The following is a 14527-nucleotide window of genomic DNA, read 5'->3' as shown; positions in this document are numbered from 1 at the left end:
GTGGGCGGCCTGTTCGCAAGGCTGGTGGATTCCAGCGACCCCGTACTCATGCGCCAGGCGTTGGCCTGGCTGTATGGTTTCGTGCGCCCCCATCGGCATGCCATCGGCCTGTTGCTCAGCTTGTCGCTAGGTGCATCGCTGCTGGCGCTGGCGCAACCCTGGCTGGTCAAGACCCTGATCGATGAGGGGCTGCTGGCCAAGGATTACCAAACGCTTTGGCACATGGCGGCAATCATGATCGGCGCGGGCCTGCTGGGCACGGTGCTGGCTGGCGTCAACCGCTACCTGCATACGCGCCTGTCGGGGCGCATCCTGTTCGCCTTGCGCGACGACCTTTACCGCCATCTGCAGCAGTTGTCGCCGACCTTTTACGGGCGGCGGCGTATCGGCGACATTCTTTCGCGGCTGGATGGCGATGTGGCAGAGATCCAGCGCTTTGCCGTGGACTCGCTGTTCTCGGCGGTGTCGGCAGTGATCGGCCTGGTGGGCGCGGTGACGTTGATGCTGATGCTGTCGTGGCAGTTGTCCCTGTTGCTGGTGCTGCTGGTGCCGATCGAGGTGCTGTGGCTGCGCTGGATGCGGCGCAAGGTGGAGCGCGAAGTGCGCAACTTGCGTGAGCGCTCGGCGGATGTGTCGTCTTTCCTGGTCGAGACCCTGCCGGCGATGAAGTTCATTCAGGCGGCCGGCCAGCAAGGCCGGGAAGCAGGGCGCCTGGACCAGCTTGGGCAAGGTTACATGCGTCAGCTGCTGAAGGTGCAGGTGACCGAATTCTTCACCCAGGCCATCCCCGGCACGCTCACCTCGTGGTGCCGCGCCTGTGCGTTCCTGGTCGGTGGCTGGTGGGTGATCCAGGGCACCTGGCAATTGGGCGCGTTGATCGCTTTTTCTACTTACATGGGCATGGCGGTTGGGCCGGTGCAGAGCCTGTTGGGCTTGTACGTGGCGGTGCAGCGCATGGCTGTCAGCCTGGGAAGGGTGATGGAATTGAAGCAGGAAGCGGTAGCGGTACATCAGACCGCCAACCCGCAGCCCATCCCCGATGGCCCCGGCGAGTTGCGCCTGGAGGCGCTGAGCTTTGCCCATGAGGGGCGTCAGGGTGCGGTACTGAACAATGTGCAGGTGAGCATCCCGGGTGGCGTGAAAGTCGCCATCAGCGGTGCCTCCGGGGTGGGCAAGTCAACCCTGATCGACCTGCTGCAGCGCTTCTACGACCCGGACGCCGGGCGCATCCTGCTGGACGGCGTCGACCTGCGCGACCTTGACCTGGCTGCGCTGCGCAGGCGAATCGCCGTGGTCAGCCAGGACATCGTGCTGTTCCGTGGCACCCTGGCGCAGAACCTGGCTTATGGCGTGCCCGAGGCCAGCCGTGATGAACTGGAACGGGTGGTGCGCCTGGCGCGGCTGGACAGCCTGGTCGACAGCCTGCCGCTGGGCCTGGATGGCTTGCTGGGCGAGCGCGGCCAGCAGTTGTCCGGGGGCCAGAAACAACGCATCGCCATTGCTCGTGCAGTGTTGCAGGCCCCCGCGATTCTGGTGCTGGACGAGGCCACTTCGGCGGTGGATGAGGCCACCGAACGTGAAGTGATCGCGGCCATCGACCAGCTGTTCGCCGGCCGCACGCGCATCCTGATCAGCCACCGGGCTTCGACCCTGGCCGATGCCGACCTGCATCTGCAACTGCATGACGGCCAGTTGCAGGTACTGGCGCAGGAGGTGATCAAACATGGGCACTGACGTGCGCGTTGGCATCATCGACAGCGGTTGCTCGCCGGAGCAGGCCAACGGCTTGCTGGACGCCCGCCGTTTCTGGCTGGAAGACGGCCAGTTGCGCGAAGGTGAAATGCTCCCCGACCAACTTGGGCACGGCAGTGCGGTGTTCGCCAGCTTGCAACACCAGGCTGGTCCTGTGTCTGTGTTGGTGGCCCAGGTGTTCAGTGCCCAGGCCAGCACCAGTGCGTTGCAGGTGGCTGCCGCATTGCTGTGGCTGGTGGAGTCGGGAGCCACGCTGGTCAACCTCAGCCTGGGCTTGCAGCAGGACCGGCCCGTGCTGCACCAGGCCTGTGCCGAGGCTTTGGCCGCAGGTGTGCTGTTGTGTGCATCTAGCCCGGCGCAGGGTGGGCCGGTGTTCCCGGCCAGCTACCCAGGCGTCATTCGGGTCACCGGCGATGCCCGCTGTGCACCGGGCCAGTGGTCGTGGCTGGGTACGCGACAGGCGGATTTTGGCGCTTACGTGGGCGCGGGTGAGCGGGCGGGTGCGAGCCTGGGTTGTGCGGCGTTGAGCGGGAAGATTGCCGCCTTGCTGCGTGATGCCCAGGGGATGGACCGCCAGCAGGTGCATGACTGGTTGCGTGAGCATGCGGCCTTCAACGGGCCCGAGCGACGGGGCCCCAGCCATGGTTGAGCCGCGCATTGTGGTGCTGGGTGCCGGCCCTGCGGGTGCCGCCACGGCCATTGGCTTGCGGCGGCTGGGTTACACCGTGACGGTGGTGTCGGAGTGGCGCCGTTTCGCGGCAGTTGAAGGTGTTTCGCAGCGGGTGCTGGAGGGCTTGCGTCACGCAGGCCTGGGCGGGGCCTTGAGCCAGGCGGCCATGCCGGCCACCCGCCAGGTGCACTGGAACGGCCAGCATCTGCAGATGAACCGGGAGTTTTTGCTCGACCGGCAACGTTTTGATCAGGCGCTGCGCGAAGACCTTCAGCGCGCAGGCGTGAGTGTGGTCGAGGGGCGGGTGCGTGAGGTCGTGCAGGGGGGCGGTCATCATGTGCGCCTGGACGATGGGCAGGTGCTGACCGCTGATTTCCTGGTCGAGGCCCGAGGCCGCCAGGCACCCCTGGCCGCAGACCGCCTGCGTGGGCCGGAAACGGTCAGCCTGCTCAATGTCTGGCAGGGTAGCCCCGGTGCGCCTGCGTCGGCGGTGGAGAGCCTGGAGGATGGCTGGGCGTGGATGGCACGGCTGGAAGATGGCCGCTGTTACTGGCAAGTCACCCAGGAGGCTGCCGGGCTGCCGGGGAAAGCTGGGTTGGCAGCTTACTGCGTGACGTTGCGGGGCCGCAGCGCGTTGGTCGCCGAACTGTTCGACGATCAGGCATTGATACCGGCACAGGTGCATGCACGCAGCAGTACCGCCATTCTGGCAGGAGAATGTGTCGGGCAGGACTGGATCCGGGTGGGCGATGCGGCGATGGCCGTTGACCCGCTGTCGGGCAACGGGATTTTTCAGTCGCTCTCTTCGGCATTGCAGGCGCCTGTGGTGATCAATACGTTGCTGCGCAGGCCTGAGCGGGCCGAGCTGGCGCGGCAGTTTCACCAGCAGCGGGTCGAGCAGCTGTTTTTGCGTTTTGCCCGCATTGGCCGGGACTTCTATGCCCAGGAACAAAGCCGGGTGGGGCAACCGTTCTGGGCCCGGCGCCAGGGTTGGCCGGATGCGCAACCCCTGCATGAGGCGCCTGATTGGCAAGCGGTGCGGGTTGAGCGGCGGCCTGTACTGCGTGATGGGCTGGTGGATGCGGCCGAGGTGGTGGTGACAGCGGATCAGCCGTTGGGGGTGTGGCACTTGCAGGGGGTGGAACTGGCGCCTGTGGTGCGACAAATACGCAGTGGGCGGCCTGTTGAGGCGGTGTTGTCGGGGCTTGCGGGTGAACAGCAGAGGAGGGTGCGGCGGTGGCTGGGGGAGCAGGGGTTGGTTTGAGATTGCCGGGGCCGCTTTGCGGCCCATCGCGACGCAAGGCCGCTCCCACAGTCCACAACCACACAACCCAACCATACAACCCTGTGGGAGCGGCCTTGCGTCGCGATGGGCTGCGAAGCAGCCCCAGGATGTCGGATCAGAAAAAGGTCCCGACAATCAATTGCAGGTAAGTCCCGGTATCCCGCCCACCTAGTTGCGTACCGCCATTGGCAGCACTGCGCTCCGGCTTGTAGAACCCCACCACCGGGCTGATCAGCAGGTGGTCGTTGACCATCCATTCCACATACAGGTCCAGCTCGCGCCCGGCAAGGTTGCCCTGGTCGGTGTCCAGCGTGTCGAAGTCGAAGTACAGTGCGCCGACGGTCAGGTTGTCCCGTGGCTTGCCCTTCAGCGCTACATGGTGCACTTGGCTGTTCTTGTTGAACGGCCCGGCATAGTTGGCTGCCACTTCACCCTGGAACCAGGTGCCGTAGCCCCGGCTCAGGCCATAGAACAGCGGGTCGAAGCCTTCTGAGAAGCGGCTGTAGCGGTAGGTGGCGGTAGGTGACCAGGGCAATTGGGAGAAGGTCCAGTTGCCCTCCAGGTACCAGGCATTCTCGCGCCCGCCGGTCTTGTCCTGAGTCACGTACTCGGCGGCCAGCTCCAGGTCTTTCATGCCCAGGTTGCCGCGCCCGCGCAGGCTGGCGGTGTCCATGCCGTCGCGGTGTTCCAGGCCCATGATCTGCGCGTAGCGCTGGTCCACGTCGAGGCCGCGGATCCAGCTCAGGCCGACGGTACCGGTATCGGCGACGTGCTCCAGGTTGGCTACCGCCAGGGAAGTGTCGGCCTGGTAATGGTTGTCGGACTTCAACCACATCAGGTCGCCGCGCCAGCCCTGGTTACCGCCCAGGCGCAGCACGGCGGTGCGGTCGAAGGCCTTGCGCGCGGCCAGGTAGTAGGCACCGCCGCGGTCGAAGTTGGCCCCCAGGTCGACCTTGCCCAGGTTGACCGGGTCACCCTGGATCAGGAAACCATCACCCAGGGTGACGACCTGGCGGCCACCGGAAATGTCGACGCCATCTTCGCCCAGCGCCGGAAACAGGTTGGCCGAGCGCCAGCCCAAATACAGGTCTTCGATGGCGGTGCGACGTTCGTCACCCAGGGTCAGGCCGGCGGCGTCGCCATCGCCCCAGGTGGCGGAACTGAGCAGGCTGAAGGCGCCGTAGAGGGTGCCGCTATCGGCCAGGGTCTGGCTGCCGCTGAGGCCGTATTTTACGTAGCCTTCCTGCCAGGCGGTGCTGCCGGGTTGGCGGTTGCCGGCCTGGTTGAAGCTTTCGTCGCTGTGGAAGACGCCGAACAGGGCTTCGAGGTTGGCGTTGAGGGTGGTGCCATCGTGGTTGTACAGCTCGTAGGCTTGGCTGGCGGGGGCGGTTAACAGCAGGGCCAATGTGCAGGCGAGTGTGTGCCTCATGGGTTTGCTCCATGGTTTTTATTGTTGTTTTTTTGTTGCCTGTGCCGGCCTCTTCGCGGGTGAACCCGCTCCTACAGGGCATGTGATACCTGGTGTAGGAGCGGGTTTACCCGCGAAGAGGCCGGTACAGGAAAAAGATCAGAGCTTGATCAACACCGATTTCAGCTCGGTGTAATGCTCGATGGCCGCTGAACCCATCTCACGACCAACGCCAGACATCTTGTAGCCACCAAACGGCAGTGCCGGGTCGAGCGCGCTGTGGCAGTTGACCCACACCGAGCCGGACTTGATGCGCGGGATCATGCGGTGCACCGCGGCCAGGTCGTTGGACCAGATGCTTGCACCCAGGCCATAGGGGTTGTCGTTGGCCATGCCGATCACTTCGTCGATGTCATCGAATGGCATCGCCACCAGTACCGGCCCGAAGATTTCTTCCTGTACCAGTCGGTGACGCTGGTCCACATCGACAATCACCGTCGGCTTGACGAAGTAACCAGGCCCGAAACCTTCTCCCCCGCAGGCGATGGTGGCGCCCAATTCGCGGCCGAGCTCGATGTAGCCGGTGACGCGGTCCTGCTGCTTGGCTGAAATCAGCGGGCCCATCTGCACCGCCGGGTCCAGCCCGTTGCCCAGCTTCATGGCATTGGCAATTCCGGCGATGTCGGCCACCACATTGTCGAAGTGCTTGCGGTGCACATACAGCCGCGAGCCTGCGCAGCACACCTGGCCCTGGTTGAAGAAGATCGCCGTGGCCGCACCGGCTGCGGCTTCCTGCAGGTTGGCGTCGGGCATGACGATGGTCGGCGACTTGCCGCCCAGTTCCAGGGTGACGCGGGTCATGTTGTCCATGGCCGCCTTGCCGATCAGCTTGCCGACCTCGGTGGAGCCGGTGAAGGTCAGTTTGTCTACGCCGGGGTGGCGGCTGAGCGCGGCGCCGGCGTTCAGGCCGGTACCGGTAACCACGTTGAACACACCGGCCGGGTAGCCGGCCTCGTCGACCAGCTCGGCCAGCTTGAGCACGCTCAGTGGGGTTTCATCGGCAGGCTTGAGCACCACGGTGCAGCCGGTGGCCAGTGCCGGGCCGAGCTTCCAGCAGGCCAGCAGCAGTGGGAAGTTCCAGGCGACGATGGCGCCAACCACGCCCACTGCCTCGCGGCGTACGAAGCCGTGGAACTGGTCGTTGGGCATCAACGGCATGGACGCTTCGACGGTGCTACCCTCGATCTTGGTGGCCCAGCCCGCCATATAGCGCAGGAAGTCGATGGCCAGTTGCACGTCCATCACCTGGGCCACGGCGGCGCTCTTGCCATTGTTCAGGCATTCCAGTTCGGCCAGCTGACGCGCATCGCGCTCCATCAGGTCGGCCAGGCGCCACAGCAGGTTCTGCCGCTCGCGTGGGCGCATGCGGCTCCAGGGCGAGTCGTCGAAGGCCTGGCGTGCAGCGCGCACGGCGCGGTCGACATCTTCGGCCTCGGCGGCCGGCACTTCACCCAGCACTTCGCCGGTGGCCGGGTTGCGGAACGACAGGGTGCGACCGCTGGCGGCGTCCTGCCAGTCGGCACCGATGCGCATCTTCAGCTTGCGTTCGAGAAAGGCGCGGGTGGCGGGCAGGATGGGCAGTTCGGAAAGCATGGGGCTGTGCCTCTTGTCATTGGATGTGACGGGCACTGGCGCAATGGCCGTGCCAACCTGGGCATATGGCCGCAAAGCATTGTGGGCGTTGGTTTTTGCCTGAGCGCAAAGTTGCGATTGCCGGGTTGCGCTGTTGCACATTGAGACGGTGTGAGACGGTGGTGAAACAGTGGCTGTTCGGCCTCTTCGCGGGCCCTGTCTCAACATGAAACACCCTGTCGCGAAATGGCACGCTGCAAATGGCCATCCCGGCTCCTGGCCAAGCCCCGAAAACCGCTTAAAGGGTTGAAAGGGAACGCTTTTACCCTAACTGGCACAGTTCCTGTATCACAACCGTCACATGCACACCTGCTGTACCAAAGCGTGCGAAAACGATAAGAACAACAACCGTGGAGGTCTGACCTTGAAGACGACTCGACTCCGGCGGCATGCGGGCAAACTGGCGCTGGTCGCCGCCGCGCTGCTGAGCACCCAGGCCATGGCGGCCGAGCAGGGCCCGAGCCTGCTGCAGAACAAGTGCATGGGGTGCCATATCCCCGAAGGCAACGACACCTATAGCCGCATCAGCCACCAGCGCAAGACACCGGAAGGCTGGCTGATGAGCATCGCCCGCATGCAGGTGATGCATGGCCTTCAGATCAGCGACGACGATCGTCGCACGCTGGTCAAATACCTGGCCGACAAACAGGGCCTGGCGCCCAGCGAAACCGATGGCGTGCGTTACGCCATGGAGCGTCGGCTCAATACCGTCGAGCACTTCGACACCCAGCTCAGCGAGACCTGTGGCCGTTGCCACTCGGGTGCCCGTGTCGCCTTGCAACGGCGCCCGGCCAAGGAGTGGGAACACCTGGTCCACTTCCACCTTGGCCAATGGCCGTCCCTTGAATACCAGGCCCAGGCGCGTGACCGCGACTGGCTGCCGATCGCCCTGCAGCAAGTGGTGCCGGACCTTGCCAAGCGCTTCCCGATGGACAGCGCGGCCTGGGCCGAATGGCAGAAGGCCAAACCCAAGGCGGACGTACTGCCGGGGCAGTGGGCATTCAGCGGCCATATGCTGGCCAAGGGCGATGTACGTGGGGTGATGAGCGTCACGGCCGGAGAGGGCGATACCTTCAAGGTCGAGGTCAAGGGCGCTTACGCCGACGGTACACCGTTCAACGGCAGCGGCTCGGCCATCCTGTACAACGGTTATGAATGGCGGGGCAATGTGAAGGTTGGCGATGCCAACCTGCGCCAGGTGTTCGCCGCGCTGGATGGCGAAATGAAAGGCCGTATGTTCGAAGCCGATCACGATGAGCGCGGCCTGGACTTCAGCGCCGTAAAAGAAGGCAAGGCGCAGTTGCTGGCGGTACAACCGGCGTTCATCAAAGCCGGAGGCGAAAGCGAAATCACCCTGGTTGGCAGTGGCCTGACTGGCAAGCCGGACCTGGGTGCCGGGGTGGAAGTGACCGAAGTGCTGGAGCAGACCCCGACCCTGGTAAGGGTCAAGGCCCTCGCCGCATCCGATGCCAGGCCAGGCCTGCGCGAGGTGGCGGTAGGTGCGCTCAAGGGCGTGAACCTGGCGGTTTACGACAAGGTCGACGAAGTGAAGGTCGTGCCGGCGTTCTCCATCGCGCGCATTGGCGAGAACGGTGCCTCCGTGCCGAAAGTGCAGGGGCGTTTCGAGGCCGAAGCCTGGGGCAAGGATGCCAATGGCCAGCCGCTGCGTATCGGCTACCTGCCGGCCAGCTGGAAGGTCGAGCCGTTCAACGAGCGTGCTGTCGAGGATGAAGACGTCAAGTTCGCCGGGCAGATGCAGGCCGACGGTGTGTTCGTGCCAGGCGGTGCCGGGCCCAACCCTGAGCGCAAGATGATGACCAACAACGCAGGTAACCTGAAGGTCATCGCCACGCTGGCCGACGGTGGCCAGACCGGCGAAGGGCACATGATCGTCACCGTACAGCGCTGGAACAACCCGCCGCTGCCGTAACGGCAGGCTGCAACGGTTTTCCAACGGATCGATTATCGGGAGGTCGCCATGGGCGTACTACTGAACCTGGTCGAACGCAACCTGCACGAAGTACAGGTTGATGCCGACCGCATGCTGTTCCATATCCCCAGCAGTTCGCTGTTCACCGCTGACGCGGTGACCGGCGGCATCATCGACACCTTGCGCCAGCAAGGCTGCTCGGCCGAGGAGCTGATGCAGCGCCTTGGCCAGCAGTTTGCCGGCGAGGATATCCAGGACACCCTGCGCGAGCTGATCGCGCTGGAGCTGGTCAGCGACGGCTCGCCGCTGACCCCGGAAATCGCCCTCAGGCAAGTCGAGCGCACCGCGCTCAACACCGTGGTGCTCAACGTCAACACCGGTTGCAACCTCAGCTGTACCTATTGCTACAAGGAAGACCTGGACAAGCCTTCCGCCGGCAAGAAGATGAGTACCGCCACCGCCGAAGCCTCGGTGGAGATGCTGCTCAAGGCATCACCCAACGAGCAGCGCTACAGCGTGGTGTTCTTCGGTGGCGAACCGTTGTCCAACCGGCCGTTGATCGAGCACATGGTGGCTTACTGCGAGCGGCGGTTCGCCGAGGCGGGCAAGCAGGTGGAGTTCATCATGACCACCAACGCTACCTTGCTGACCGAAGAAATCATCGATTGGCTCAACGCCCACCGCTTTGGCCTGTCGATCAGCATCGATGGCCCCAAGACCGTGCACGACCGCAACCGTATCACCGTGGGCGGGCAGGGCACCTATGACGTGGTGCGGCGCAAGGCCGACCTGCTGCTGTCGCGCTACACCAGCCGGCCGGTGGGGGCCCGGGTCACGCTGACCCGTGGCATTACCGACGTTGAAACCATCTGGAACCACCTGTTCAATGAAATGGGTTTCGCCGAGGTCGGCTTTGCCCCGGTTACCTCTGGCGACATGGCCGACTTCAACCTCACTGGCGAAGAGCTGGTGCAGGTCTTCGCCAACATGAAGGCACTCGGCCGGCGCTACCTGGAGGCGGCACTGGAGCACCGCAACATCGGCTTCTCCAACCTGCACCAGTTGATCACCGACATCCACGAAGGCCACAAGAAGGCCCTGCCGTGTGGCGCCGGGTTGAAGATGCTGGCGGTGGACCACGAAGGTGAGCTGAACCTGTGCCACCGCTTCACCGGCTCCAGCCTGCCCACCTTCGGTAACGTGCACCAGGGCGTGAAGCAGGCGCAGCTCAACGACTTCCTGTCGCAGCGCCTGGACCGCAGCAACACCGGCTGTGAAAGCTGCCGTATTCGCAACCTGTGCTCCGGCGGCTGCTACCACGAAAGCTATGCGCGCTACGGCGACCCGCAGCACCCGACTTACCACTACTGCGAACTGATGCGCGACTGGGTGGACTTCGGCATTGAAGTCTACAGCCGCATCATGGCCGTCAACCCGGCCTTCATCGATCGCTACATCACCCCGCGGAAGGCGCATTGACATGAAGCACTTGAAGCCCCTGAACAACAAGGCGCGCATCCTGGAGCAGGCCGCCGCCGAAGACCGTGTCGAAGAAGTGATGGCAATGAGCGCGGTGGCAGGCTGCACGGCCACTACCGACCCGGGCTGGGAGGTGGACGCCTTTGGCGGCGTGAGCTCGCTGTGCCAGCCGATGGAGGCTGACCTTTATGGTTGTTCCGACCCTTGCTGGTGGCCGGCCCAGGTGCCGGACATGATGAGCACCTACCAGGACTGGAACGCCCAGGCGTCCAACTCGGCAGAGGACTGGCGCAACCTCGGTACCGTGTTCCCGAAAGACAAGTGACGGCCCAACAAGAATGACAAGGGGAAACCGCATGAAAGCTGGACGCTGCGCGCCATTGGCGCTCACCATCGCCGCCATGGCTTGCGCCGGGCAGGCACAGGCCGACGACACTGGCCCGGCACTGAAGGCTGGCCACGAATACATGATCGTGACCAACTACCCGAACAACCTGCATGTGGTCGATGTGGCCAGTGACACGGTCTACAAGAGCTGCCGGATGCCCGACAAGTTCGGCCCTGGCACCGCAATGATGGCGCCGGACAACCGCACCGCCTACGTGCTCAACAACCATTACGGCGACATCTACGGCATCGACCTGGACACTTGCAAGAACACCTTCCACGCCAACCTGTCCAGCGTAGCCGGTGAAGTCGGCCGGTCGATCTATTCGTTCGCCATCAGCCCAGACGGCAAAGAGGTGTATGCCACGGTCAACCCGACCCAGAGGCTGAACGACCATTACGTGGTCAAACCACCGCGGCTGGAGGTGTTCAGCACCGCTGATGGCCTTCAGGCCAAGCCCGTACGCACCTTCCCGATGCCGCGCCAGGTGTACCTGATGCGCGCCTCCGACGATGGCAGCCTGTACGTTGCCGGGCCGGACATTTACAAGATGGACGTGAAGACCGGCAAGTACACGGTCGCCCTGCCGCTGCGCAACTGGAACCGCAAAGGCTACAGCGCCCCGGACGTGCTGTACTTCTGGCCGCACCAGAGCCCGCGCCATGAGTTCACCATGCTGTACACCATTGCCAGGTTCAAGGATGACAAGCAGGACCCGGCCACCGCCGAACCGCTGTATGGCTACCTGAGCATCGACCTGAAGACCGGCAAGACCCACACCCAGGAGTTCGCCGACCTGACCGAGCTGTACTTCACCGGCCTGCGCTCGCCCAAGGACCCGAACCAGATCTACGGCGTGCTCAACCGCCTGGCCAAGTACGACATCAAACAGCGCAAACTGATCAAGGCGGCTAATCTGGAGCACACCTACTACTGCGTGACGTTCGACAAGAAGGGCGACAAGCTTTACCTGGGCGGCACCTTCAATGACCTGGCGGTGTTCAACCCGGATACGTTGGAAAAGGTAAAGAACATCAAGTTGCCGGGTGGTGACATGTCTACCACGACGCCGCAGGTGTTCGTTCGCTAAACCGGTCTGTGCTTCTTCGCGGGTAAACCTACAAAGGACGGCGCCACATTTGAGGCCGGTGGAGGTTTTTGTAGGAGCGGGTTCACCCGCGAAGAGGCCAGCACAGAAAACACAAGAACAACAAGAGAACGCCCATGCCCCAGCCAAGCTACACCCAGGGCACCCAGGACAAGCCCCTGCTGACCCAATGCATCGGCGACGCCTTCGACGCCACCGTGGCCCGCTTCCCCGACCGTGAGGCGCTGGTGGTTCACCATCAGGCCCTGCGCTACACGTGGCGGCAACTGGCCGACGCCGTCGACCAGCACGCCCGCGCGCTGATGGCCCTGGGCGTGCAGCCCGGTGACCGTCTTGGCATCTGGGCGCCCAACTGCGCCGAGTGGTGCATTACCCAGTTCGCCAGCGCCAAGGTCGGCGCGATCCTGGTCAACATCAACCCGGCCTACCGCTCCAGCGAACTGGACTATGCCCTTGGCCAGTCCGGCTGCCGCTGGGTGATCTGTGCCGACGCATTCAAGACGTCCGATTACCACGCCATGCTGCAGGGCCTGCTCCCGGGCCTGGCCAGCAGCCAACCGGGTGCGTTGATCTGCGAGCGGTTCCCCGAACTGCGTGGCGTGGTCAGCCTGGCGCTGTCGCCACCGCCGGGGTTTCTGGCCTGGCACGCATTGCAGGCCCGTGCCGAGGCCGTCAGCGGCGAGGCCCTGGCCGCACGCCAGGCACAATTGCGTTGCGACGACCCGATCAACATCCAGTACACCTCAGGCACCACCGGTTTCCCCAAGGGGGCCACCCTTAGCCACAGCAATATCCTCAACAACGGGTACATGGTCGGTGAAAGCCTGGGCCTTACCGAGCACGATCGGCTGGTGGTGCCGGTGCCGCTGTACCACTGCTTCGGCATGGTAATGGCCAACCTTGGCTGCATGACCCACGGCAGCGCACTGATTTACCCCAGCGATGCCTTCGACCCGCTGGCCACGCTGCGCGCAGTGGCGCAGGAAAAAGCCACTGCGCTGTATGGCGTGCCGAGCATGTTCATTGCTGAACTGGACCATCCGCAGCGTGGTGAATTCGACCTGTCGAGCCTGCGCACCGGGATCATGGCCGGCGCGACCTGCCCGATCGAGGTGATGCGCCGGGTGATTGGCGAGATGCACATGGCCGAAGTGCAGATTGCCTATGGCATGACCGAGACCAGCCCGGTGTCCTTGCAGACCGGTGCCGCTGACGACCTGGAGCGTCGCGTGACCAGCGTCGGTCGCACCCAGCCCCGGCTGGAGAGCAAGGTGGTGGACGCTGAAGGCAACACTGTTTCGCGTGGTGAGATCGGTGAACTGTGCACCCGCGGCTATAGCGTGATGCTGGGTTACTGGAACAACCCCAAAGCTACCGCCGAGAGCATTGACGTAGAGGGCTGGATGCACACCGGCGACCTGGCGGTGATGGACGAGCAGGGCTATGTGCGTATTGTCGGGCGCAGCAAGGACATGATCATTCGCGGCGGCGAGAACATTTACCCGCGCGAGCTGGAGGAGTTCTTCTTCACCCACCCGGCGGTGGCCGATGTGCAGGTGATTGGCGTGCCCTGCAGCAAGTACGGTGAAGAGATCGTGGCCTGGGTGCGGCTGCACCCGGGGCATGCTGTCAGTGAGGTAGAGTTGCGTGAGTGGGCGAGGGCAAGGATTGCGCACTTCAAGGTGCCCCGGTATTTCCGTTTTGTCGACGAGTTCCCGATGACGGTGACGGGCAAGGTGCAGAAATTCCGGATGCGCGAGATCAGTGTCGAAGAGCTGAAAGCAACAGCCTTGCCCAAGATTTGAACCGCCTGCGCGCTCGCCCGTAGGAGCGGGTTCACCCGCGAAAGGGCCGGCCCTGCTGGCCAGTATCCCTGGCCATTCACCGTCGCAGCCGCCACCGTATTCGCGGGTAAACCCGCTCCTACGCAGATCGGTGGTGGACACGCATCTGGGGTTGGACCCAGGCCGCCGTAGGAGCGGGTTCACCCGCGAAAGGGCCGGTCCTGCTGGCCAGTATCCCTGGCCATTCACCGTCGCAGCCGCCACCGTATTCGCGGGTAAACCCGCTCCTACGCAGATCGGTGGTGGACACGCATCGGGAGTTGGACACAGGCCGCCGTAGGAGCGGGTTCACCCGCGAAAGGGCAGGCCCTGCTAGCCAGTGAGCTACCTGTGGTAGCGGTGTCATGCCCTCAGTCCTGCAGCCGTTCCGGGCTGTTGAAGTTGCTTAGCCGGCGATCACTCTCGGCGCACTCCAGCCCTTGCACCGCCTCGCGCAGCAAGGCCTTCTGCAAACTCCGCTCACCCGCTGCCCAGGCCTGCTCCAACACCGGCAACACCCGCCTGGGCAGTACGCTGAACATCGGCTGCCAGAAACCACCCTGACGCACCATTGCCGCGCTGTTACCGGCCACTGCCAGCCGCAGCAGGCCCTCGATCAATTCGCGATCAACCAGCGGCGCATCGCAAGCCAGCACCACCACCCACGCATGACGTGCCACCCTGAGTCCGGCAATCACCCCCGCCAGCGGCCCGGGGAAGTCGGCTTCTGCATCGCCCACCAACCGGTCGGCGTATGCCTGGTATGCCGCCTGGTTGCGATTGCAGGAAATCACCAGGTCGTCGCTCAGTGGCCGCACCGCTCGATGAACGTGTGCAATCAACGGCTCGCCTTGCCAGTCCACCAGGCCCTTGTCACGGCCGCCCATGCGCTGGCCGCGGCCACCGGCGAGAATGAGGATGGAGCAGGGGGGGAGTGCGTCAGGCATGAAAAAGGGTTCCGGGCAGTCATTGCCGGGAACCCTCCCATTTCA

Annotated in this window: 11 protein-coding genes; 8 read left to right on the top strand and 3 right to left on the bottom strand. The window is 64.2% G+C overall.

Annotation, left to right across the window (positions count from 1 at the left end; translation table 11 throughout):
• From N5D53_RS14085 to N5D53_RS14075, 3 genes are read left to right on the top strand one after another with little or no spacing between them, the layout of a single operon-like run.
• Complete coding sequence (locus N5D53_RS14085) at positions 1-1734, top strand: ABC transporter ATP-binding protein (protein ID WP_279840469.1); 1734 nt, start codon at positions 1-3, stop codon at positions 1732-1734.
• Positions 1724-2401: a S8 family serine peptidase gene (locus N5D53_RS14080; protein WP_190869181.1), complete on the top strand. Its 678-nt coding sequence runs from the start codon at positions 1724-1726 to the stop codon at positions 2399-2401. The genes N5D53_RS14085 and N5D53_RS14080 overlap by 11 nt, the downstream gene beginning before the upstream one ends.
• Entirely contained in the window at positions 2394-3686 is a 1293-nt protein-coding gene (locus N5D53_RS14075) for a tryptophan 7-halogenase (RefSeq protein ID WP_190869182.1), read from the top strand. Before N5D53_RS14080 ends, N5D53_RS14075 begins: the two co-directional genes overlap by 8 nt.
• A gap of 136 nt (positions 3687-3822) precedes the next feature.
• Here N5D53_RS14075 and N5D53_RS14070 read toward each other — a convergent pair whose 3' ends face one another.
• The gene (locus N5D53_RS14070) at positions 3823-5136 is read right to left on the bottom strand and encodes a hypothetical protein (protein WP_279840468.1); all 1314 of its coding nucleotides are present in this window, start codon (positions 5134-5136) and stop codon (positions 3823-3825) included.
• Positions 5137-5274: 138 nt separating this feature from the next.
• Complete coding sequence (locus tag N5D53_RS14065; protein WP_020192690.1) at positions 5275-6768, bottom strand: aldehyde dehydrogenase family protein; 1494 nt, start codon at positions 6766-6768, stop codon at positions 5275-5277.
• 403 nt (positions 6769-7171) lie between these two features.
• Here N5D53_RS14065 and peaA point away from each other — a divergent pair, with 403 nt between their 5' ends.
• The 5 genes from peaA to N5D53_RS14040 all read left to right on the top strand — a co-directional run bounded on the left by peaA (position 7172) and on the right by N5D53_RS14040 (position 13517).
• Positions 7172-8737: a quinohemoprotein amine dehydrogenase subunit alpha gene (peaA, locus tag N5D53_RS14060; protein ID WP_104961549.1), complete on the top strand. Its 1566-nt coding sequence runs from the start codon at positions 7172-7174 to the stop codon at positions 8735-8737.
• A 48-nt stretch (positions 8738-8785) separates the two neighbouring features.
• Complete coding sequence (gene peaB, locus N5D53_RS14055) at positions 8786-10216, top strand: quinohemoprotein amine dehydrogenase maturation protein (RefSeq protein ID WP_190869184.1); 1431 nt, start codon at positions 8786-8788, stop codon at positions 10214-10216.
• 1 nt (position 10217) lies between these two features.
• Positions 10218-10541, top strand: a complete 324-nt coding sequence (qhpC, locus tag N5D53_RS14050) for a quinohemoprotein amine dehydrogenase subunit gamma (protein WP_004375838.1) — start codon at positions 10218-10220, stop codon at positions 10539-10541.
• A 31-nt stretch (positions 10542-10572) separates the two neighbouring features.
• On the top strand, positions 10573-11694 hold the full coding sequence (peaD, locus tag N5D53_RS14045) for a quinohemoprotein amine dehydrogenase subunit beta (protein WP_020193817.1): 1122 nt from the start codon (positions 10573-10575) through the stop codon (positions 11692-11694).
• A 134-nt stretch (positions 11695-11828) separates the two neighbouring features.
• Positions 11829-13517, top strand: a complete 1689-nt coding sequence (locus tag N5D53_RS14040; RefSeq protein WP_190869185.1) for a fatty acid CoA ligase family protein — start codon at positions 11829-11831, stop codon at positions 13515-13517.
• Positions 13518-13906: 389 nt separating this feature from the next.
• Here the strand turns inward: N5D53_RS14040 and mobA are convergent, their stop codons facing one another.
• On the bottom strand, positions 13907-14482 hold the full coding sequence (mobA, locus tag N5D53_RS14035) for a molybdenum cofactor guanylyltransferase MobA (protein ID WP_266024969.1): 576 nt from the start codon (positions 14480-14482) through the stop codon (positions 13907-13909).
• Positions 14483-14527 lie beyond the last annotated feature (45 nt).

The organism is Pseudomonas sp. GD03862 (assembly GCF_029840855.1).
Classification (GTDB): domain Bacteria; phylum Pseudomonadota; class Gammaproteobacteria; order Pseudomonadales; family Pseudomonadaceae; genus Aquipseudomonas; species Aquipseudomonas alloputida.
This window is presented reverse-complemented; position numbering and strand designations above follow the sequence as displayed.